Source organism: Kribbella sp. NPDC049174, assembly GCF_043197365.1.
GTDB lineage: Bacteria > Actinomycetota > Actinomycetes > Propionibacteriales > Kribbellaceae > Kribbella.
Genome location: NZ_JBICSZ010000005.1, coordinates 262,621 through 283,896 on the forward strand (window position 1 = coordinate 262,621; position 21,276 = coordinate 283,896).

Sequence of the window (21,276 nt, forward strand, 5' to 3'; positions counted from 1 at the left end):
TCCCGTTATTCGAGGCCGGATTCGAACTGCTCCATCGCGATCAGGGGCCGGATCCTCTGCTCGACCGTCCGGCTGCTGAAGTTCCGCCGGATCACGTCATTCGCGAAAACATTGCCGATGGCACCCATCACCATGGCCTGATCGAGGGACAGGTACCGCTTGGCGATCGTCCCGGACCGCACCGCGACCGAGTCGTAGAAGCCACCACCGGCGTACGCCTTGAGGTTCGTCTCGATCCGGGACAGGTTGTCGATCGCCTGCCGCGGCGCGTACTGCATGGCCAGGAACGCCGCGTGCGGGGTAACCACGCCGTCGCCGAAGGTCGGGTTCGGGTTCACACCCTCGCGGCACCCCTCGAAGCCGGCGTCGTAGTTCGTCGCCTCCAGGTCGGACGGGTAGCCGCCCGGGTCCATCCCGATCGCGTCGACGCCGTACACGGAGTACCCGCCCTTCGGGTTCGAGGCCGGCGAGAAGCCCCAGTAGCCGTACTTGGCGTCGTCCATACCGTGCTCGATGTGCGCGCGGACGGTGAGCGGGTGGTTGATCCCCCAGCTCCGCGGCGCCCACGTCGACTCGGGGACGAACAGGTCGGGCATCAGCGACTCGAACATGTCGCCGCCCCACGACGGCACCAGCCGCATGCCGCGGTACGAGTACGTGCCCTCGAACACGTCGAGGCCGAGATACGTCCGGTGCACGCCCTTGGGCCGCTGCTCCACCCAGGACCAGTCGCACGAGTCCGGGAAGGTCCGGTAGGTGGCGAAGTACTGCGTGTGCGGGACCTGTCCGAGGGCGAACCCGATGTACGGCGCGATCCGGGCCTCGGTGTTGCACGTGTCGTAGTGGAACTTCCGGTAGTACACGTCCGGTCCGACACCCGCGTGGTTGCCCTTGTCGGTCTCCTCGTCCGGCGGCGAGGTCTCGAAGAAGCCGCCGCGCATCAGTCCGCCCGGCCTGGCCGCGGGGTTGTAGTAGAACGCGAAGTTCATCTTGTTCAGCAGGGAGTCGGCGAGGGCGCGGGCGCGCGGTTCGGCGTTGCGCACCACCATCAGCGCGGCCGCGAACCAGCCGTTGTCGACACTCGAGACGAACGGCGTGATCGCCCTGGTTCCGTCCGGGTCCGTGGTCAGCACCTCGCCGGTCGCCTCGTCGTACCAGTTGAAGTACATGCCGCTCGGGTCGTGGTGGTCGACCTTGGTCATCGTGGTCAGGGTCTGGGTGATCCGGCGGTACGACTCCTGCGGCGAGATGATGCCGAGGTGGCGGGCGACGACCGTGCTCCACAGGTAGCCGCCGATGTTGGTCGGTGAGGTGTAGCCGCTGCGGACCGGGTTCGTCACGGACTCGCCGATGTTGTCGGCGGGCAGGCCGGTGGTCTCGTCGGTCATCGCGACCAGGCTGCGCCAGGTGTCGCGGGCCCAGCGGCCGACGAGGGCACGATCGGTCTTGGTGGGGCGCCAGTTGCCCTTGAGCAGCGCGGCCGGATCAGCCTGATGATTCGACGCCGGCCCGGCGTACGACGTACTGGCCGAGGTGGCACCGATGAGAGCGACGGAGCCGGTGGCGGTGAGCAGGGTGCGGCGACTGATGTTGGCGGTCATCTTGTCTCCAGAGAAGGTCTATTTGAGGCCGGTGACGGCGATGCCCTTGGTGACGTGGCGCTGGAAGATCAGGAACATCACCAGCACGGGTATGACGACCACGACCGCGCCGGCCATCAACAGGCCGTAGTTCTGCGCGTTCTGGCCTTTCGAGTACAGCGCCAGGGCGACGGGGAGGGTGTACTTGTCCTGGGTCTGGGCGATCACCAGCGGCCAGAGGAAGTTGTTCCAGGAACCGAGGAAGGTGAGGATGCCGAGCGTGGCCAGGGCCGGCCTGGTCAGCGGCAGCATGATCCGGGCGAAGATGCCCAGTTCGCTGCTGCCGTCCACCCGGCCGGCGTCCATCAGGTCGTCCGGCAGCCCGAGGAAGAACTGCCGCATCAGGAACACACCGAACGGCGAGACCAGGAACGGCAGGATCAGGCCGGGGTAGCTGTTCGCCATCCCGGCGTTGGTGACGAGCACGAACAGCGGCACGAAGGTGACCATGCCGGGAACCATCAGGGTGGCCATCACCAGCACGAACAGCGCGTTGCGGCCCTTGAACCGCAGCTTGGCCAGCGCGTAGCCGATCATCGAGCAGAAGGCCAGGTTCCCGGCCGTCACCGCCAGCGCGACGACCGTCGAGTTGAGGAAGTAGCGCGGGAAGCTCTCCTTGTTGAACAGGTCCACGTAGTTCTGGTTCGTCGGCTGGTCCGGCAACCAGGTCGGCGGGACCCGGAGCAGTTCGCCCTGGGTCTTGAAACTGCCGAGCAGCATCCAGACGAACGGCGCCGCGACGACGATCAGGCCGAGCACCCCGATCAGGTAGATCCACCAGGTACGGCGCATCACTTCTCCCTCAGCAACCGGAACTGGATGAACGTGACGACCGCGATCACGACGAACAGCAGGTACGCCATCGACGTGGCCAGGCCGTAGTTGCCGAACCCGAACTGCTGGTACGTGTACATCGACACCGAGATGGTGCTGTTCAGCGGACCGCCCTCGGTCATCACGAACGGCTCCTCGAAGAACTGCAAGTAACCGATCCCTGTCGTCACGCAGTTGAACAGGATGGTCAGTCGCAGCAACGGCAGGATCAGGTACCGGAACCGTTGCCACGGGTTCGCACCGTCGATCTGGCCGGCCTCCTCGACCGACTGCGGGATCCCTTGCAGCCCGGCCAGGAAGATGATCATCGCGGACCCGAAGTTCCGCCAGACCGCCATCGCGATCAGCGACGGCATCGCCCACGTCTTCGACGCCAGCCAGTTCGGCCCGTCGATGCCGACCCATCCGAGCACCGTGTTCAGCAGACCGGCGTCCGGGGCCAGCACGAACCGCCAGATGACCGCGATCGCGACGATCGAGGTCACCACCGGCAGGTAGTAGCCGACCTTGAACAGGCCCTGGAACCGCTTCAGCCCGCGGTCCAGCAACACCGCGGCGGCCAGCGCGACCACCAGGGTCAGCGGTACGCCGATGACGACGAAGTACGCGGTGTTGAACGCGGCCTTCCGGAACGTCTCGTCCTGAAAGGCCTTGACGTAGTTGTCGAACCCCACACCGTTCACCGCGAACGGCGTCCGGAGATCACGCTGGCGCATGTCGGTGAAGCTCATCAGCAGCGACCCGAGCACCGGCCCGGCGGTGAACGCGAGGAACAGCACGGCGAACGGCAGCACCAGGATCCACGCGGTGGCGGTCTGGTGGTCGAGGCGTCGCCGCGGACGCCCGGGTGGCGGGGTGGCGGGTGCCGCCCGGGCGCGCGGTTCCGTGACGGTGGACATCAGATCAGCTACCCGTGCCGATCGCCGTGGCCTTGGTCTGGGTGGCCTTGGCGGTGTCGGCGGGGGACTGGCCGGCCTTCGCCATCTTCTCGATCTCGGTGTCGAACGCGGTCGCCACCTGCTCCCAGTTCACGATCGCCGGCGGGGCCTTGGCGGACTCGAGCTGCTTGCCGAAGACCGGCAGCAGCGGGTCGGAGGCGATACTCGGGTCCTCCCACGCGCTCTTCACCGCGGGCAGGTCGGACGACATCTTGAACCAGGCGGCCTGCGTCTTCGCCTCGGACAGGAACTTGACCAGCTTCCAGGCGCTGTCCTTGTTCTTCGTGGTCTTGAACACGACGAAGTTGGAGCCGCCGACGAACGACGTGGAGGTCTTGTTCTTCGGGATCTCGAAGACGCCGATATTCGGCTTGATCGCGTCACCGCCGAGTTTCGCGATCGAGCCCGCCATCCACGGCCCGGAGATGAACATCGGCACCTGGCCGCTGACGAACTGCGCCTCGGTCTGGTTCGGCGGCAGGTCGGTACCGGCCAGCTTCTCGGTGAAGAAGCTCTGGTAGTACTGCAGCCCTTCCTGCATCTCCGGCGTGTCGAAGGTGAACTCCTTCTGGTCGTCGGTGGTGAGGTTCGCACCGGCGGACCAGGCGAACGGCATCACCGTCTGCCAGGACCCGCTGCCGCCCGGCTGCAGGTTGATCCCGTACTTGGCGCCGGCCTTCTCCTTCATCGCCTTCGCCATCGCCTTCAGGCCGTCCCAGTCGGTCGGCGGCGTGGTGACACCGGCCTTGGCGGCCAGGTCCTTGCGGTAGTACACCAACCGCGTCTCGACGTACCAGGGAACGCCGTACTGCGTGCCGCCGACCTTGGTGGTGTCCAGCGCGCCGGGGTAGAAGCTGGCGTTGTCGAAGCCCTCCGGGGTCGGGTCGAGGGCGCCGAGGTCGGCGAACTCGCCCATCCAGGTGGTGCCGACCATCGCGGCGTCCGGCAGCGTCTGCGCGGTGATCGCGGTGGTGAACTTGTTGTGCGCGGCGTCCCACGGGATCGGCGTGACGGTGACCTTCACGCCCGGGTTGGCCTGCTGGAACTGCTCCATCAGCTTGGGCAGGTTCTCGCCCTCGGTGCCCATCGCCCAGACGGTCAGGTTGCCGGTGGCCGGCCCTTCGCTGACCGTCGTGGTCGCCTGTGAACTCCCGCTGGGGGAGTCCTCCGACCTGCCACACCCTGCCAAGGCAAGGGCAGTGGCGGTGATCGCAGCGCTGCCGATCACCAGCCGGCGGCGGATGCTGTGGGTGATCATCTGTGTCTCCTCACTCGGTTACTGCTGCATCCCCCGTGCCGCAGCTGTCCCGCAGCACGAGTTGTGTTGCCAGTACGTCGTTCCGCGCGCGGGTCCGCTCGCCCGTCACCCGCTCGTGAAGTCGTTGTGCCGCCAGCCGTCCCAGCTCGGTCATCGGCTGCCGCACCGTGGTCAACCCCGGCGACACATACCGCGCCGCCATCACGTCGTCCCATCCCGTCACCACGATCTGTCCTGGGACGGCGACGTCGTTCGCCTTGAGCGCGGCCACCGCCGCCAGCGCCAACTCGTCGTTCGCGCACACCAGCCCGTCGGGTCGGCGGGTGGTTGCCTGTAGCACCTTCTCGGCGACCTCGCGACCGGCCTCCTCCGTGAGCGGAACCCGCTCCGGCTTCGGCACCTGCAGCCCACGGGCCTCGTGTGCCTTGGCGAAACCGGCGTACCGCTCGGAGACGTCGTACGAGCTGGCCGGGTCGCCGACGAAGAGGAGGTGGGTGCGGCCGTGGTCGAGCAATCGGGTGGTGAGCTGCTCGGCGCTGGCCGCGCTCTCGCTACGGATCGAGTCACAGCCGGTGACCGGCGGGCGGGCGATCAGGACGATCGGTACGTCGGCCTTGCGCAGACCCTGGATCGTGGGCTGGTCCAAAGCGTTGCCGTGGACAACGATTCCGTCGACCCGGCCGGCCAGGTCACGGACCGTGCGGCGCGGATCGGGGTTGCCGTGGGTGACGGTGATGATGACGCTCTGGCCGTGTTCGCCGGCCCAGCGCTCGTACCCCATCAGCAGGTCGCCGTAGAACGGGCCGGCCAGGTCGGGCAGCACGAGCCCATGCGCCTCGTGCCGTTGTACCGCCAGGCTCCGGGCGGCGCGCAGCGGTACGTAGTTGAGCTCGCGTGCCGCCTGGTCGACCCGGGTCCGCGCCTTCTCCGACACCGGTCCGGTCCCTTGCAGGACACGCGAAACCGTCGCGATCGACAGTTTCGCCCGGGCCGCGACGTCGTAGATCGTCGCCGGCCGGCCGGTGGGTCCGGAGGCCACTGCTTGCTCCTGGGGGTCGGAGTGGAAGCGCTTACAGTTTTCGACCCTGCCCTGTCCGGGGTGGATTGGTCAAGACCTCGGGGGTCATCTCCGACGATGCGGTGCTTGTTTTTGCGAAGATGAGGGTGTGACCACCACTGAGCGACAGGACCAGCTGTTCCTGATCCGGCACGGCGAGACCGAGTGGAGCAAGTCAGGCCGGCACACGTCGACGACCGACCTTCCGCTGACCGCGGAGGGCGAACACGTGGCCGCCTCGCTGAAGGAGAAGCTGGCAGGGGAGACGTTCGAGCTGGTGCTCACGTCACCGCGGCAGCGGGCCCGCCGGACCGCGGAACTCGCGGGCTTCGGGGATGCCGAGGTGGACGACGACTTGGTCGAATGGGACTACGGGGACTACGAAGGCATCACCACCGCGGAGATCCGCACGACCGTGCCGGGGTGGACGGTCTGGTCGCATCCGGTACCCAACGGTGAAACCCCCGCCCAGGTCGCCGCCCGGCTCGACCGCGTCAACGCCCGCATCGCCGCCGTACCCGGTGACGTCCTGGTGTTCGGTCACTCCCACGCTCTGCGTGCGTTGACCGCCCGCTGGCTGGAGCTCGACGTCACCGGAGGCCGTCACTTCGTCCTCAACACGGCCACCATCTCGGTGCTCGGCTGGGAGCGCGGCTCACCGGCTGTTCACCGATGGAATTCGTAGAGATCGATGGTGCAGCGCTCCTCGAACCCGAGGGCGGCGTACACGGACTTCCCGGCTTCGGATGCGCCGAGTACGCCGTACTCGACGTCGTGGACCTCTCGGAGAGCGGCGTAGGTGATCGCCGCGCCGATGCCGCGGCGGCGCGCCTCGGGAACGGTCATCACGAAGTAGACCCCGGCCACTCCGGCCGCGAGGAAAACAGTTGTTGTCGCGACCGCCTCACCGTTGACCCGGCCCAGGTAGTGCCGCCAGGGATCGCCGTATCCGAGCCGCCGATACACCTCCGCGACCCACCGCGCTTCTTTCTCGCCTTCGCCGAAACCACGTCCGAGCGTCGCCTCCCACGTGGCGAGCGCCTCGTCGCTGTCCACCCGGGTGATCTCGAGCCCGGGCACTTCCGCCGGTCTCCGGAGCTCGGACAGCTTCACCGCCATCCCGGGCTCGCTGCCACCGTACGTGAACCCCGCGTCGAGCAATCGCTTGCCGAGATCCGCCGGGCGCATGGACGGGCCCACGTGCCAGCTTCCCGGTACGGCGTACTGGTTCATCAACTGGATCGACTCGGCGATGACGTTGTCGTCACTCGTAAGGTCCGCCGCGACCACCGCGTTGTGGTAGTCGATCGGTGAGCCGCCGATCGTCCAGCGCACGGTGCCGTCGTCTCGCTGCACCCCACCGCCGGCGGCACCCATCGCCATCAGCAGTTCAGCGGCGTTCTCCTCGATCGCGCGCATCGGCTAGCCCGGGAGGGCGTTCCACTGGGCGAGCGTGGAGGCGAGCAGCGTGGCGGTCGGCAGGTTGTCGAACTCGTCACGGCTGACGAACTTCGCGTCGCTCGCGTCGTCACCAGGGGTGAGCGTGCCACCGACCGCCGATGCCTCGTAGTCGCGGATGACATAGAGCTGGCCGTTCGGGCCCTCGCGTTCGACCTCGCCGACCAGCGGGCCGACTGTGACTGTGAGACCGGTCTCCTCGGCGACCTCACGGGCCACCGCGGTCGGATCGTCCTCACCCGGCTCGACCCGGCCGCCCGGCAGCGACCAGAGGCCGCGACTGGGCTCATCCGCCCGGCGAACCAGGAGTAGCCGGTGCCGGTCGTCGTACACGAGAGCTCCGACGCAGTCGACGCGGTGCGCATTCATGCCACCACACCATATAGAGCCTGTCTGTGGATAACGACCGGTTCTGGGGTCGGGCGCAGATAGCATCAGCCCTGACAGTTGTCCATGGAAGGGATCCGGCCCCGCTCGTGCGTATCGACCTGCACACCCATTCGAACCGCTCGGACGGCACCGACCCGGTGGACGTCCTGATGGCGCACGCCAAGCGGGCCGGCCTGGACGTGATCGCGCTCACGGATCACGACACGGCCGACGGGTGGGCCGACGGACGGCGCGCCGCGGAGGACCTCGGCCTCGGATTCGTCCCCGGGATCGAGATCTCCTGCAAGCTCAACTACATCAGCGTCCATCTGCTCGGGTATCTGCCCGATCCGTCGTACCCGGGGCTGGCCGAGGAGCTGCGGATCGTTCGCGACGGCCGCACCGACCGGATCCCGTCGATCGTGGCCCGGCTGAACGGCCTCGGCGTCGACCTGACCGTCGACGAGGTGCTCGCCCAGGCGACCGGTACGCCGTCGGTCGGGCGGCCGCACGTGGCCGACGCATTGGTCGCCAAGGGCACGGTCGCCAACCGGAGCGAGGCGTTCGACCGGTTCCTCGCCGACGGCCGGCCCGGGCACGTGTCGCACTACGCGATCGAGCCCGGCCGCGCGATCGACCTGGTCCGCGAGGCCGGCGGTGTGCCGATCATCGCCCACCCCTGGGGCCGGTCCAGCTACAAGGTGATGACCGCGGACACCATCGCCCGGCTGGTCGAGGACCACGGCCTGGCCGGGATCGAGGTCGACCACCAGGACCACTCGCCCGAGTCCCGGACGGCGCTCCGCGGCATCGCCCAGGACCTCGGCATCATCTACACCGGCTCGAGCGACCACCACGGCGACGGCAAGATCGACCACGACCTGGGGGTGAACTCCACCGAGCCGGAGCAGTTCGAGCGGCTTCTCGAGGTCGCGAAGATCAACGCGGCGGCCGCGGACGCGACGGTGCCCGAGGCCTACCTGCCGTGAACGATGTCATCAACCTGTCGCTGCTCAGCTCTGTCTTTGTCACGTTGTTCGTGATCATGGACCCGCCGGGCACCGTTCCGGTGTTCATCTCACTGACCGCGGGCCAGTCCCGCGCGGTCCGGAAGAAGGCCGCTTGGCAGGCGGTGCTGGTTGCGTTCGGCGTGATCGTGGTGTTCGCGGCATTCGGCCAGCAGATCCTGCACCACCTCGGCATCACGCTGCCGGCGCTGCAGTGCGCGGGCGGTCTGCTGCTCCTGCTGATCGCGCTGCAGTTGCTGACCGACACCGCCGAGGATCCGGTCCAGACCAAGAACGTCAACATCGCCTTCGTCCCCCTCGGTACGCCGTTGCTCGCCGGACCGGGTGCGATCGTCGCCACGATGGTGTTCGTGCAGCGCGCGGACGGTTCGGTGCCGGACGTGGTCGCGATCTCGATCGGCATCGTCCTGATCCACCTGGTGATGTGGCTGACGCTGCGGTTCTCCGGCGTGATCATGCGGGTCCTGGGGGAGAACGGCGTCCTCCTGGTCACCCGGATCGCCGGTCTGCTGCTGAGCGCGATCGCCGTACAGTTGGTTGCGGATGCGGTGACAGACTTCATCAAGGCGGGCTGATGGACGACATGCTGCCCGGGATGCCGGCGGCGCTTTTCGTCGCGACGCCGACGAAACTGCTCACCTTCGCCGACTGCAAGCGGAAGTATCGCTATACCTACCTCGAGACGCCGCGGCCGTCGAAGGGTCCGCCGTGGGCGCACCAAACGGTCGGAGCCATCGTCCACGAGGTGCTCGCCGACTTCTTCGGTCGCTGGCCGGCTGCCCGCCGTACGCCGGATGAGGTGGTCGCCAAGATGCGGTCGAGCTGGCGGAGCGAGGGCTTCCGGGACGAACGACAGTCGCTGGACTGGCGGGATCGGTCGACGTCCATGGTCCTGGGTTATCTCCGCGACTCCGATCCGTACTACGTACCACGCGGCGTGGAGCGGACCGTTGCCTTCACCACCGAACGGGCCTCCCTGCGCGGCCGGGTGGACCGGATCGACGAGCGGCCGGCCCGAGATGGCAGCGGCGGGACCGAGCTGGCGATCGTCGACTACAAGACCGGCCGTCGCCCGCTGACCTCGACGGATGCGCGGTCGTCGCTGGCGATGGCGCTGTATGTGCTGGGTGCGCGGCGGGTCCTGCACAAGCAGTGCACCCTCGTCGAGCTGCACCACCTGCCGACCAACACCGTCGCGGCCGCCGATCACGACGACGCCTCGCTGGCTCGGCACCAGCGTCGGGCCGAGTCGATCGCTGACGACGCCGTCACCGCCGAGGCCCGCTGGCACGAAGGTCTGACCCCGGCGCAAGCCGACGAGGCGTTCCCACCGGAGCCGTCACCGTTGTGCGGCTGGTGCGACTTCGTCCGCACCTGCCCGGAAGGCCGCCGAGCCGCCCCACCCCGCGACTCCTGGGCCGGCCTGGACGACAGCTCGCCCATCCCGCTGGAGGACGCGAGCTGATGGGGCGTGCCAGCGCTGTGTGCGCGGGATGCCAGCGGAGGGCTGGAAGCTGAGGGCAACTGAGAGAGGGGTTGCCTGATGGGCGCGAAGACTGTGAACAAGCTGCCGGTGCCGGGTGCGACGCTGCACTACGAGGTGTCGGGATCCGGGCCGGTGCTGCTGCTGATCGCGGGTGGCGGAACGGACGCGGGGATCTTCGGCGGGATCGTCGGCCAGCTCTCGGCGGACTACACGGTGGTGGCGTACGACCCGCGCGGCAACTCGAGGAGCCGGTACGACGGCGAGCCCCGGGACGAGAGTGTCGAGCAGTCGGCCGAGGACGCGCTGGCGGTGATCGAGGCGGTCGCCGGTGACGAACCGGCGTACGTGCTGGGCAGCAGTTCGGGCGCGATCACCGGGCTCGAGCTGATCACCCGGCATCCCGACCGGGTGCGGATGCTGGTCGCGCACGAGCCGCCGGTCGTCGAGGTGCTGCCGGACGCGGTCGATGCGCGGGCCTTCTTCCAGGACGTGTACGACACGTACCACCGCGACGGTCTCGACGCCGCGGACCTGCTGTTCAGCATCGGCACCGGGATGGACCAGGACGAACTGCCGCCGCCGGAGGACCTGCTGCCCGAGTTCGTCGAACTCTTCGAGCGGATGCGCGCCAACTCGGGAAGCTTCTACCAGCACAAACTGCTGCCGTTCACCCGCTACCGCCCGGACCTGGACACGCTGAAGACGGTCGCCGACAAGATCGTCCCCGCAGCCGGACTGGTCTCCGCGGAATACCTCCCCGGCCGCCCGATCCAGATCATCGCCGACCACCTCGGCTGGCCCGTCGTCACCTTCCCCGGCGGCCACACCGGCTACGCCAGCCACCCCGCCCCCTTCGCCACGCTGCTGGCCCGCCTCCTGGAAGCCGACCTCCCCTGATCCACCGGCCCGGGCGTGGGTCTGAGGGGTCCCACGCCCGAGCCGGTCGCAAATTCCTCCCCACACACACCACCCGCGCCGTCCGATCGTGGTTGGTTCCGACCAGCTGCACGTAACCCAGTTGACGGTCGCCGGCTGGGCGTCGTAGTGTCCGATCCTTTCCTTGATAACGGCGTGGGTCATCCATGCCTGTCACAGTGGTGTCCGAACCCCCGGGTCTTTCCAGATCCGGGGGCAGTTCTGCGTGCCGCTGGACCGATCGGACACCACCTCGAGCGATGAGAGGAGGTTGCCGTGGGCGTCTACTGGGCGATCGGCGTACGGTCGTTCCGCCGGTTCTCGACGTACCGGATCGCCACCGCGTCCGGCGCGTTCACCAACACCGTGTTCGGGTTCATCCTGTGCGGTGTCTACCTGACGCTCTGGCACGAGCGCCCAGGTCTCGGCGGGTACGACGTCTCGGACGCGCTGACGTTCGTCTGGTTGCAGCAGGGCCTGCTGATGCCGATCGGGATCTTCGGTGCCACCACCACGGTGGAACTGGGCGAGCGAGTCCGCAGCGGCGAGATCGCGGTCGACCTGTACCGGCCGACGCACCTGCTGCTGTGGTGGCTCTCGGTCGACTTCGGGCGGGCGATGTTCCAGCTGATCGTTCGCGGTGGCGCGCCGCTGCTGGTCGGATCGCTGGTGTTCGACCTCAAGTTTCCGTCCGGCGTGATCAGCTGGCTCGCCGTCGCGGTCGGGCTGGTGTTCGGCATCCTGGTGAGCTTCGGCATCCGGTATCTGGTCGCGTTGTCCGGGTTCTGGATCATCGACTCGCGCGGGATGGAGGCTCTCGGACTGATGCTCTCGCTGTTCTTCTCCGGGACGATCCTGCCGCTGGTGGTGTTCCCCGGCTGGATCGGCGAGTTCGCCCGGGCGACGCCGTGGGCCGCGACCCTGCAGGTGCCGATCGACATCTGGCTCGGCCGCAATCCCGGCGGGACGGTGTCCGCGCTGGTCTTCCAGCTCGGCTGGCTCCTGGTGCTGCTGCTGATCTGTCAGGTCACCACGTTGTTCGCGACCCGGAAGGTGGTGATCCAAGGTGGTTGAGCTCCGCCGGGTGCCGGGGCAGTACTGGATGCTGGTCCTGATGTGGATCCGGTCGGCCCTGGCCTATCCGCTGTCGTTCCTGCTGATGCTGTTCACCGGGATGATGATTACGCTGACAGACTTCGCCGCGATCGTGCTGATGTTCAGCCACATCGACGCGTTCGGCGGGTTCACGCTCGGGGAGATGGCGTTGCTCTACGCAACGGCCTCGATGACGCTCGGACTGGCCGACCTGGTCACCGGCTCGATCGAGCGGGTCGGGCAGCGCATCCGCGACGGTTCGCTCGATGTCTACCTGATCAGGCCGATGCCCGCCTTCATCCAGACCGCCGCGGACGGGTTCGCCCTGCGCCGGATCGGCCGGCCACTGCAGGCCGGCGTCGTCCTGGTGTTCGCGCTCGGCAACCTCGACGTCGACTGGACCGTTGCCAAGGGCCTCATGCTGGGGTTGTCGATGATCACCGGGTCGATCATCTTCGCCGCGATCTTCGTACTCGGCGCGGCGTTCCAGTTCATCTCGGTCGACTCGGCCGAGGTGGCCAGCGCGTTCACCTACGGCGGTCAGACGCTGACTCAGTACCCGCTGAACGTCTTCGGCAAGGACATCGTCCGGGCCGTCACCTTCGTCGTACCGCTTGCCTTCGTCAACTACTACCCGGTGCTGTTCGTGCTGGGCAAACCGGCGCCGTTGGGGTTGCCGTCCTGGATCGGCCTGCTGTCCCCGGTGGTCGCCGCCGCGATGGTCGCGCTGGCGTCACTGGCGTGGCGGGGCGGTCTCCGTCGTTACCGCAGTACAGGGAGTTGAGCCCATGCCAGTCATCGAGTTGTCCGATGTGTCCCGTGCGTTCACCATTTCGTCGCGGACCGGGTTCCGCCGTACCCGCCGCGAGGTCCGTGCGGTGGACGGACTGTCGTTCACCGTCGAGCCGGGGGAGGTGATGGGGTACATCGGGCCGAACGGCGCCGGCAAGTCGACCACGATCAAGATGCTGACCGGCATCCTCGTCCCGAGCGGCGGCTCGATCCGGGTCGCGGGTGTGGACCCGTCGCGCCATCGGCTCAAGCTGGCCAAGCGGATCGGAGTGGTCTTCGGTCAACGTACGACGCTGTGGTGGGACCTGCCGTTGAAGGACTCGTTCGCCGTCCTCCAGAAGATGTACGACGTCCCGCGGGCCCGGCACGCGGAGAACCTGGCCACTTTCGTCGAACTGCTGGACCTCGGCGATCTGCTCGACGTACCGGTCCGTCAACTGTCGTTGGGCCAACGCATGCGCGGCGACATCGCGGCCGCTCTGCTGCACGATCCCGAGATCGTCTACCTGGACGAGCCGACGGTCGGCCTGGACGTGATCAGCAAGGCCCGGCTGCGCGAGTTCCTGGCCCAGGTCAACGCGGAACGCCGTACCACCGTCATCCTCACCACCCACGACCTCGACGACATCGAAGCCCTCTGCACCCGCGTCATGGTCATCGACCACGGCCACCAGATCTTCGACGGCACCCTCGAAGGCCTCAAAGCCAGCCAGTCCGCCCCCCGCACCCTGGTAGTGGACCTGGCCACCTCCCTCCCACCCATCGAGATCACCGGCGCCACCGTCGTCAAGGTAGACGGCCCCCGCCAGCACCTGACCTTCCCCACCACCACCAAGGCGGCCCCCCTCCTCTCCCAAATAGCCGCCAACTACCCCCTGCTCGACCTAACCATCGCCGAACCCACCATCGAATCCGTCATCACCCAGCTCTACACGCCCACCCGCACCTAGGCGAGATCAGCAACCATCGAGGCAAACACCACCTCGGCATCCATCCCTTGGTCGTCCTCCCGCCACCGTCGCACCGAGTCCGGAAACTCCTGCTCGTCAACCGCCCCCACCCCGGCGCCGATCAACCGCTGCGCCTCAGCAATCCCGATCTCGACATACTCCAACTCATTCAAGAAGTAGAAGGCATGCCGAGCCCCTTCGTTGCGGTGGAACTTCCCCGTGTTCACCACATAAGTCCAAACATCCTCCTCCACCAACGCCGCCACCCACAGCTCCCGCTCCCCGTCCTTCACCAAGTACAGGCGAGTCACAACGACCTCAGCGGTTGTAGCCGGCCGCGATGGAGAGCACATCCGCGGGGTCGAGCGGCTTGGGATCGGCCTGCCACACGGCGAGATCCTCGGCCTCCTCGGCTTCGTCCAGTCGCCCGAGTCCGTCGTCAATCAGTCGCCGCGCCTCAGCCGGCCCGATCTCCTCGTAGCTGAAGTCCCGTTCCATGTAATAGTCGTTGCGCAAGGCATTGTTGTCATGGAACTTCCCGGTGTTCGCCACGTACGCATACATGGTTTCGTGCGCCAAAGCTGCTACCCACAGCGGCTCGCCCTGCTGCTTGACCAGATAGAGCTTCATCGCATCATCCCGTCGTTCTTCGTGGTCACTGGCGTGTGTACAGTTGCTCGTGGCGCGCTCGTCGACAGCCGCTCCGGGGGAACCGGCCGCGCTCTGGAGTCAGAGTAGTTGCAGACCGCCACGGTGCGACCGCCCAGCTCGGTCAGGCCGTCGATGCCTGGTGGGGCTGACAGCGTCGCCGACAGATCAACACACTTCTTCCGGGCGGCGCGTTCATCCTTCGACGCGTGGGCGCTGCGCTCGATCTCGTACCAAGGAGTTGTCAACTCCTTGACCTTCGCCGAGGCGGCGGAGTGGAACTGCACCTCGACACGGTCGATGCCCGGAACGGCGAGATAGGCGTGAACGCCCTTGTAGCGGGATCCGTCGGTGTACGACTGGACGGCGTACGTCACCCGCCAGCCCTGATCTGTCAGTCGATCGATCGTATGGCGTGCGGCGTCGACCAACTCGTTGGACGACGCGGTGAGCGCCGTGTATCGCAAGACGTCGTCCAGAGGGATCCGACTCCGCTTCGCCGATGCGTTCCGGATCTTCCGGGCCAGCGAGTCCGGCGATTTGACTCGGCTGGCGAGGTGGTACGGCGAGGCAGTGGGCGGCAGAGAGGCCAGGAACTGGGCAGTTATCCGTGGCTCGAGGGCAACGGTCCGCTCCAGAAGTTGAAGGCTCTTCCTCGAGGCCTTGGCGCCGTGGGCGCGGGCTATGTCCGCCGCGGTCAGAGCGTTCTCCCCCCAGTCGAGGGGGCCGTTGCGTTCGAATGCTTGGTGGAGGGTGGACGGTTCGGGTGGTTGGGCCGGGGCGGGTGGCATGTGGTCTCCCCAGGTCGTTTGGTTCTTCGACCGTAGTTACTGGGGCGATGGCTGTGGGGTGGGTTTTGGGGATCTGTGGATAACTCGGGGAGGTTACGAACGGGGGGTGGGGTGTGACTTGGGGTGGGTGGGGTCGTTGGAAATCGGGTAGGGACCCAACCGGAAGTGGGATTCGGGGGTAGACAGGGTATGCCGACGATGACGGATGAGCCGGCGGTGGTGGTGGGGCCGCCTTCGGACGGGCTCGGGTTTGCGGAGTGGGTGCGGCCGCATCTGCCGGCGATGGCTCGTCTGGCGGCGCGGCTCGCGGTGGGCGCGGACCGGGACGACATCGTCCAGGAGGCGCTCGCGCGCGCCTGGTCCAAGCGGAGTCAGTACGACGCGAGCCGGGGGACCGCCTCGGCCTGGCTGCTGGCGATCACCGCGGACCAGGCTCGGAAGGCGGCCCGGCGGCTGCGGCCGGTCGGGGAGCTGGAGGACCATGACGGCCCGGTGTCGCGGCCGGATCTGGACGCCCGGATGGATGTGGACCACGCGCTCGCCACCTTGTCGGCACGGCAACGCCTCGCGGTGGACTGTTACTACTTCGCCGACCTGTCGGTTGCCGACACGGCCGCGGTGATGGGCTGCTCCGAAGGCACCGTCAAGTCCACCCTGTCCGATGCGCGGGCCCGCCTGCGTACCCTGCTGGAGGTCAGCGAATGAACCCGACCGACGAGGTCGACGACCTGCTGGCGCGGGCCGGCGCGCGGTGGCGTGCCGACCAGCCGTCAGCCCCCGAGCCCGACCTGGAGCGTATGCTCGGCGGTCGCCGCCGCCCGCGCGCCTGGGTGCCGGCACTCGCCGCCGCCAGCGTCGCCGCGATCGCCGCCGCCGCGCTCACCGTCCTGCCGGGCGGTGACAAGGAGCCCGTCGCCGGTCCGGCCGGCACCAACTCGACGTCGAAAGCGTTTGCTCAAGGCAATCAAGCTCCCAACGACGACTTGCTCGTCCGCGACGGTGACCGGGTCGAGGTGGGCGGTCAGGTCATCGCCGCGCCGGGCAAGGAGCCGGTGTTCTGTCCGCCGCTGCCGCGGCCCGCGATCGGCTGGGCGAAGGGCCAGGAGCCGGCACCGTCCTGCGAGCCGCAGTATGCCGTCACGCTGAAGGGCCTGGACCTGAGCAGACTCGCCGACGCCAAAACGATCAAAGGGGTGCGGACCGGTCAGACTCAAGTGACCGGCATCTGGGCCGGCCAGGCGATCGAGGTCCAGGACCAGCGAGTGCCACAGACGCGGTCGACCACGGCGGAGTTGCAAGTCCCGCCGGACCAGGTGCCCTGCCCGGAGCCCGCCGGCGGGTGGAAGGCCGGGTACCTCGACATCGACAAGGTAGCCGTCTCGAAGTTCCTCGACTCTCGCCAGGACCAGGCCAACGACCCGCGCGTGCTGTATCCGAAGGGCCACACGCCGGGTGCGCCGGAGGTGTACACGATCGGGGTGGCGCACGGTGATCTGGCGGCCTTCCGGACCGCGTTCGAGAAGGTGTACGACGGCAACCTGTGCGTGCACCAGGTCAAGCTGAGCAACGCCGACCTGGCCAAGATCGGTACGTCGATCGGTGACGTGATCAACAAGGGGCTCGGTGTGTACGGCTACGGCGCCGCCGACGTCGACAAGTTCGGGATCATGGCCCTGGTGTACGACGAGGCGCTGAAGACCGCTCTCACGCCGGGCGGACTCGAGAACTTCGACCTCGAGGTCGCGGTCAAGCCGGTCAAGTAGTCAGCGGTCGTGGAAGAACCTGGTCAGTAGACGCGCGGTCGCGGCCGGCTGCTCGATGGCGGGGGAGTGGAAGGCGTCGGGGATCACCTGGGCCTCCACGCCCAGGGTCTCGGCCATGGCGCGCTGGACCGGGAGCGGCCAGCCGTCGTCGCCCTCGCCGTACAGGACCTGCGCCCGCACGCCGGACTTCGCCAGCTGGTCGGTCTTGTCCTGCGTGTCCATCAGCCGCCGGGTGATCTCCGCCAGGCTGACCGGAACGTTGCCGGTGAACCGCTTCCGGAGGAAGGCCGCGATCTCCTCGGGCGGTGCGACGTACGCCGGGCCGCTGCTGTCGTGCTGCAGTTTCAGGTCGTACACCTGCTCGATCGGCAGGTTGTCCAGCCCGTAAGCCAGCAGCTGCAGGCCCTGCAGTGTCACCTCGTCGGTGAACGCCGCCGGACCGGAGCACATCAGGCTGATCGTCGAGAACACGGACGGATCGGTGAGCACCGCCTCCCGCGCGACCAGTCCGCCGAACGAGTGCCCGACCAGCTGGCTGTAGCCGCCGAGCGCCGTGCTCATCGCGACCACGTCGGCGCCGAGCTCTGCCAGCGTGTACGCCGACGGGTCGGCCGGGCCAGGCGTCTCGTACTGACCGCGCTGGTCCACCGCGACCGTACGCCAGCCGTAGCGGCACAGGTGGTCCACCAGCGGAGTGAAGTCCTCCTTGCTGCCGGTCCACCCCGGCACGAGCAGCACCGTGCCCAGCGGCGTACCGATGTCCGGCACGGCCATCAGGGTGGCGAAGGACCCACGGTCGGTCTCGAGGGTCGCGGGGCGTACCCCGTCGGGCAAGGTCAGCGAACGCGGCGTACTCACAAGTAAAGAGGGTATCTGCTCAGTCCGTCCGAACCAGTGTGGCCGTGGCCACGCCGAGCAGGACCACAATGGCGGCGCACATGACGGCTGCCAGCTGGATACCGTTGGTGTAGGCGTCGCGGGCCACTTCCAGCAGCTGCTGCGCGACCGGACCGGGCAGGCGCTCAGCAGCCGCAATCGCACCACCCAGCGTGTCGCGAGCAGACTCCGGCGCACCGACCGGGATGCCCGCGCGGTACACCGCAGCGACCAGACTGCCCGCTATGGCGATGCCCAGTGCGATACCGAGCTCCGTGCCCGTCTCGCCCATGCCAGACGCCACACCGGCCTGCTCTGGCGGCGCACTGCTGACCACCACGTCGTACGTGAGCGCCAGCACCACCTGGATGCCCAGACTGGCGATAGCCAACCCGACCACCATTGGCATCCGACCTGTCATGGCCATCAGGACCAGTCCTGGTACGGCGGCCACGAAACCGAGCGTCATCGCCGTACCGGGCCGCAGGTGACGGACGACCCACGGCGCACCGAGCGTGCCGATGATCCCGGCGACCATCGTCGGCAGCATCCACAGCCCGGCCTGGAGCGGCGACATGCCGAGCACCAACTGGAAGTACTGAACCGTCAGGAACCCCATCGCCGCGAGCACGTACAACCCGAACATCTGTGCCCCGAGCGACGCGCTGAACGTGGCCCGGCGGAACAGCCGCAGATCGATCAGCGGCTCCGCCAGCCCCAACTGGCGCCGCCCGAACACCCAGCCCAGGAACACGCCGACCACGGCGATGCCCACCCCGCCCGAGTGGAACCCGTCCTCCGCGGTCTCCTTGATCGCGTACACGACCAGGACGATCGCCCCGGTGGAGAGCGCGACGCTGACCAGATCGATCCGGCCGGCCCGCACGTTCCGGAACTCAGGCAGCAGGATCGGCGCCGCCACCAGCAGCACGATCAGCGGCGGTACGCCGATCAGGAACACCGAACCCCACCAGAAGTGTTCGAGCAGGACGCCGCCGATGAGCGGACCGGCCATACCGCCGATCATGAAGTTCGTCATCCAGATCGCGATCGCCAGCTGCCGCTGACCGGGATCGCGGAACATGTTGCTGAGCAGTGACAGCGTCGACGGCATCAGGGTCGCGCCGGCCAGCCCGAGCAGCGCGCGGGCGGCGATCAGCAACTCGGGACTGGTGGCGAACGCGGCCAGGACCGAGGCGACCAGGAACCCGGCGGCACCGATCATCAGCAGCCGGCGGCGGCCGATCCGGTCGCCGACGGTGCCCATCGTCACCAGCAGCCCGGCCACCACGAAGCCGTAGACGTCGATGATCCAGAGCAGCTGGGACGAGCTCGGGGCCAGGTCCGTGCTCAGCACGGGTGCCGCGAGGTGCAGCACGGTCCCGTCCAGACCGATGAGGATGGTCGGCAGTGCGAGCACCGCGAGCCCCAGCCATTCCCGCCGCCCGGCCCGTGCTGGGGCACCAACCCTCGGCTCGTCGCACTCGGGGGTCGGGGGATCGGGGCACACAGCGGTTCCGGTCATGCCCACCATGCTGGAAGTTAAAGAGAGGTTGAGGTCAACCCCCGGGGTGGGACCGGGCGTTCCGGCGTGCGGCACAATGGCCGGGTGCCTCGCACGATGGCGGTAGCCAACCAGAAAGGCGGCGTGGCCAAGACGACCACTGTCGCGACGCTCGGCGCTGCCCTGGCCGAGCGCGGTCAACGGGTGTTGCTGGTCGATCTGGACCCGCAGGCCTGTCTGACGTTCTCGGTCGGGATCGACCCCGAGGAGCTGGACAAGTCGATCCACCACGTCATGCTCGGCGGCGTGAAGGCACGCGACATCCTGGTGGAGTTCGAGGACGGGCCGGACCTGCTGCCGGCCACCATCGACCTGGCCACCGCGGAGGTGCGGCTCGCCCGCGAGAGCGGTCCGGAGCAGGTACTGCGGACCGCGCTGCGTCCACTGCGGTCGTCGTACGACTGGATCATCATCGACTGCCCGCCGACGCTCGGACTGCTGACGGTGAACGGGTTGTCCGCGGCGTCCGACGTACTGATTCCGTTGCAGTGCGAGACATTGGCACATCGTGGCGTAGGGCAACTACTTGACACGATCCACGACGTCCAGCGGCTGACGAACCCGGGGCTGCACGTGCTCGGCGTCCTGCCGACCCTGTACGACGGGCGGACGACGCATGCCCGGGCCGTGCTGGAGACGATCGCCGACACATACTCACTGGACGTACTGGCGCCGGCGATCCCGAAGTCGATCCGGTTCGCGGAGGCGCCGGCGATCGGCGAGACCATCCTGAGCACGTCGCCGGCCTCGCCCGGTGCGAAGGCCTACCGGGCGCTGGCCGGCGCGTTGCTCTGACCTACTGCCCGCTGACCTATTGCCCGCTGTCCGGGGCCTGGCTAGGTGCTAGCGCCGGCTGACGCCGCAGCCGGTTCCGGAACCGCCACAGCGGTACGCCGATCAGCGCCAGCAGCACCAGGAACGGCAGAACCGCACCGAGCGCCGTCGCCAGCGCGGAGAACGTGGCCGTGAACGCGTCCCAGCCGCCCTTCAGCCCGGCCAGGAACCCACGATCCGGGTCCTCGGACACCGGCGCCTCGCCCTTCGCGGTCAGCGTGAGCGCGAGCGTGGCGAGTTCGGTCTGCAGGGCGAGGTTCTTCTGCTTGGCCAGCAGTGACTCCAGGTCGGCCTCGCGCCGGGTCAGCTCGGTCTCCACCGAGACGATCTCGCCGATCGTGTTCGCCTTGGCCAGGAGCACGCGCATCCGTTCCAGGCTGGCCCGCTGGGAGGCGATCCGGCTCTCCACGTCGACCACCTGCTCGGTGACGTCGCTGGATTCCTGGTGGATCTGGAGCCGCTTGCCGAGCTCGGACAGCCGCTGGATCGCGGTCTCGTAGGACGCGGTCGGCACCTTGAGGACGAGATTCGCCCGGCTGATCTTGCCGTCGTGGTCGCTGCCGGTGTCCTCGGAGGCGACCTGTCCCTTGAGACCGGTGATGACCGTGATCGCCTTCTGTCGTTGGGCGTCCACGTCGTCGGCCTCGACCGTGAGCGATCCGGTCTTGATGATCGCGCGCGTGATCGTCGGCTGAACTTCGGTCTTGCCCGGCGCCTGCGGTGCACTCCCACCGGCCTTGCCGTCGGCCGCCTCGGAGCCCGTGTCCTGCCGGTCGGCCGGTGCGGCCGCTCCGGACACGCTGGAGCTGTCGCCGCTCTCGCCGGAGCACCCTGCCAGCAGCACCATCCCCAGCAACGCCACCCCGGCCGCGGCAGTCTTGATCCGCCTCATCACCCATGCCCCTCTCTCGTGGTTACCGCTGGGACGGCAACCGAGGGGCAGGGTGTTGCAGGTTCAGATCACCTTTCAGCCACGGTCG

24 protein-coding genes are annotated in these 21,276 nt (G+C 68.0%); 11 read left to right on the top strand and 13 right to left on the bottom strand.

Annotated features, from left to right (window positions below; genetic code table 11):
* Window positions 1-5: 5 nt before the first annotated feature.
* From ACGFIF_RS26270 to ACGFIF_RS26290, 5 genes are read right to left on the bottom strand one after another with little or no spacing between them, the layout of a single operon-like run.
* Window positions 6-1,601, bottom strand: a complete 1,596-nt coding sequence (locus tag ACGFIF_RS26270; protein WP_393158034.1) for a glucoamylase family protein — start codon at window positions 1,599-1,601, stop codon at window positions 6-8.
* Between the two features lie 18 nt (window positions 1,602-1,619).
* A complete protein-coding gene (locus ACGFIF_RS26275; RefSeq protein ID WP_393158036.1) occupies window positions 1,620-2,432 on the bottom strand; it encodes a carbohydrate ABC transporter permease in 813 nt (270 codons plus the stop codon).
* Window positions 2,432-3,373 carry a carbohydrate ABC transporter permease gene (locus ACGFIF_RS26280; RefSeq protein ID WP_393158037.1) on the bottom strand — a complete coding sequence of 314 codons (942 nt, stop codon included), beginning with the start codon at window positions 3,371-3,373 and terminating at the stop codon, window positions 2,432-2,434. Before ACGFIF_RS26280 ends, ACGFIF_RS26275 begins: the two co-directional genes overlap by 1 nt.
* Before the next feature lie 4 nt (window positions 3,374-3,377).
* Window positions 3,378-4,670 (bottom strand): sugar ABC transporter substrate-binding protein, encoded by a 1,293-nt coding sequence (locus tag ACGFIF_RS26285; protein ID WP_393158038.1) that lies wholly within the window; start codon window positions 4,668-4,670, stop codon window positions 3,378-3,380.
* 10 nt (window positions 4,671-4,680) lie between these two features.
* On the bottom strand, window positions 4,681-5,709 hold the full coding sequence (locus ACGFIF_RS26290) for a LacI family DNA-binding transcriptional regulator (RefSeq protein ID WP_393158039.1): 1,029 nt from the start codon (window positions 5,707-5,709) through the stop codon (window positions 4,681-4,683).
* A 127-nt stretch (window positions 5,710-5,836) separates the two neighbouring features.
* On the opposite strand from ACGFIF_RS26290, the gene ACGFIF_RS26295 reads away from it, so the two are divergent.
* Complete coding sequence (locus ACGFIF_RS26295; RefSeq protein WP_393158040.1) at window positions 5,837-6,412, top strand: histidine phosphatase family protein; 576 nt, start codon at window positions 5,837-5,839, stop codon at window positions 6,410-6,412.
* Here the strand turns inward: ACGFIF_RS26295 and ACGFIF_RS26300 are convergent.
* Both ACGFIF_RS26300 and ACGFIF_RS26305 read right to left on the bottom strand, forming a co-directional pair.
* Complete coding sequence (locus ACGFIF_RS26300) at window positions 6,394-7,146, bottom strand: GNAT family N-acetyltransferase (RefSeq protein WP_393158041.1); 753 nt, start codon at window positions 7,144-7,146, stop codon at window positions 6,394-6,396. The two genes, ACGFIF_RS26295 and ACGFIF_RS26300, sit on opposite strands and share 19 nt — an antisense overlap.
* A 3-nt stretch (window positions 7,147-7,149) precedes the next feature.
* Complete coding sequence (locus tag ACGFIF_RS26305) at window positions 7,150-7,554, bottom strand: NUDIX hydrolase (protein ID WP_393158043.1); 405 nt, start codon at window positions 7,552-7,554, stop codon at window positions 7,150-7,152.
* 107 nt (window positions 7,555-7,661) lie between these two features.
* Between ACGFIF_RS26305 and ACGFIF_RS26310 the strand changes: the two genes are divergently transcribed.
* From ACGFIF_RS26310 to ACGFIF_RS26340, 7 genes are all read left to right on the top strand, one after another.
* Complete coding sequence (locus tag ACGFIF_RS26310) at window positions 7,662-8,543, top strand: PHP domain-containing protein (RefSeq protein WP_393158044.1); 882 nt, start codon at window positions 7,662-7,664, stop codon at window positions 8,541-8,543.
* A complete protein-coding gene (locus ACGFIF_RS26315) occupies window positions 8,540-9,157 on the top strand; it encodes a MarC family protein (protein WP_393158046.1) in 618 nt (205 codons plus the stop codon). Before ACGFIF_RS26310 ends, ACGFIF_RS26315 begins: the two co-directional genes overlap by 4 nt.
* Entirely contained in the window at window positions 9,157-10,047 is an 891-nt protein-coding gene (locus ACGFIF_RS26320; RefSeq protein WP_393158047.1) for a RecB family exonuclease, read from the top strand. Before ACGFIF_RS26315 ends, ACGFIF_RS26320 begins: the two co-directional genes overlap by 1 nt.
* 78 nt (window positions 10,048-10,125) lie before the next feature.
* Window positions 10,126-10,965, top strand: coding sequence for an alpha/beta hydrolase (locus ACGFIF_RS26325; protein ID WP_393158048.1), 840 nt, complete (start codon window positions 10,126-10,128; stop codon window positions 10,963-10,965).
* A 294-nt stretch (window positions 10,966-11,259) separates the two neighbouring features.
* Entirely contained in the window at window positions 11,260-12,057 is a 798-nt protein-coding gene (locus ACGFIF_RS26330; protein WP_393158050.1) for an ABC transporter permease, read from the top strand.
* Window positions 12,050-12,862, top strand: a complete 813-nt coding sequence (locus tag ACGFIF_RS26335; protein WP_393158051.1) for an ABC transporter permease — start codon at window positions 12,050-12,052, stop codon at window positions 12,860-12,862. Before ACGFIF_RS26330 ends, ACGFIF_RS26335 begins: the two co-directional genes overlap by 8 nt.
* A 4-nt stretch (window positions 12,863-12,866) precedes the next feature.
* Window positions 12,867-13,820 (top strand): ATP-binding cassette domain-containing protein, encoded by a 954-nt coding sequence (locus tag ACGFIF_RS26340; protein WP_393158053.1) that lies wholly within the window; start codon window positions 12,867-12,869, stop codon window positions 13,818-13,820.
* On the opposite strand, the gene ACGFIF_RS26345 is transcribed toward ACGFIF_RS26340, so the two are convergent.
* Genes ACGFIF_RS26345 through ACGFIF_RS26355 form a run of 3 tightly spaced genes read right to left on the bottom strand, consistent with a single transcriptional unit; the run spans window position 13,817 to window position 15,259 of the window.
* Window positions 13,817-14,113 carry a hypothetical protein gene (locus ACGFIF_RS26345; RefSeq protein WP_393158054.1) on the bottom strand — a complete coding sequence of 99 codons (297 nt, stop codon included), beginning with the start codon at window positions 14,111-14,113 and terminating at the stop codon, window positions 13,817-13,819. The two genes, ACGFIF_RS26340 and ACGFIF_RS26345, sit on opposite strands and share 4 nt — an antisense overlap.
* Window positions 14,114-14,138: 25 nt before the next feature.
* Entirely contained in the window at window positions 14,139-14,450 is a 312-nt protein-coding gene (locus ACGFIF_RS26350; protein ID WP_393158056.1) for a hypothetical protein, read from the bottom strand.
* Window positions 14,447-15,259: a hypothetical protein gene (locus ACGFIF_RS26355; protein ID WP_393158058.1), complete on the bottom strand. Its 813-nt coding sequence runs from the start codon at window positions 15,257-15,259 to the stop codon at window positions 14,447-14,449. The genes ACGFIF_RS26350 and ACGFIF_RS26355 overlap by 4 nt, the downstream gene beginning before the upstream one ends.
* A gap of 198 nt (window positions 15,260-15,457) precedes the next feature.
* On the opposite strand from ACGFIF_RS26355, the gene ACGFIF_RS26360 reads away from it, so the two are divergent.
* Window positions 15,458-15,964, top strand: coding sequence for an RNA polymerase sigma factor (locus ACGFIF_RS26360; protein WP_393158060.1), 507 nt, complete (start codon window positions 15,458-15,460; stop codon window positions 15,962-15,964).
* Window positions 15,961-17,022: a hypothetical protein gene (locus ACGFIF_RS26365; RefSeq protein ID WP_393158061.1), complete on the top strand. Its 1,062-nt coding sequence runs from the start codon at window positions 15,961-15,963 to the stop codon at window positions 17,020-17,022. The genes ACGFIF_RS26360 and ACGFIF_RS26365 overlap by 4 nt, the downstream gene beginning before the upstream one ends.
* Here the strand turns inward: ACGFIF_RS26365 and ACGFIF_RS26370 are convergent, their stop codons facing one another.
* Complete coding sequence (locus tag ACGFIF_RS26370) at window positions 17,023-17,880, bottom strand: alpha/beta fold hydrolase (RefSeq protein WP_393158063.1); 858 nt, start codon at window positions 17,878-17,880, stop codon at window positions 17,023-17,025.
* Window positions 17,881-17,899: 19 nt separating this feature from the next.
* On the bottom strand, window positions 17,900-19,423 hold the full coding sequence (locus ACGFIF_RS26375; protein WP_393158065.1) for an MFS transporter: 1,524 nt from the start codon (window positions 19,421-19,423) through the stop codon (window positions 17,900-17,902).
* Between the two features lie 84 nt (window positions 19,424-19,507).
* Here ACGFIF_RS26375 and ACGFIF_RS26380 point away from each other — a divergent pair, with 84 nt between their 5' ends.
* A complete protein-coding gene (locus ACGFIF_RS26380; protein WP_393158066.1) occupies window positions 19,508-20,257 on the top strand; it encodes a ParA family protein in 750 nt (249 codons plus the stop codon).
* A 16-nt stretch (window positions 20,258-20,273) separates the two neighbouring features.
* Here ACGFIF_RS26380 and ACGFIF_RS26385 read toward each other — a convergent pair whose 3' ends face one another.
* Window positions 20,274-21,188: a DUF4349 domain-containing protein gene (locus ACGFIF_RS26385; protein WP_393158067.1), complete on the bottom strand. Its 915-nt coding sequence runs from the start codon at window positions 21,186-21,188 to the stop codon at window positions 20,274-20,276.
* Between the last annotated feature and the right edge of the window lie 88 nt (window positions 21,189-21,276).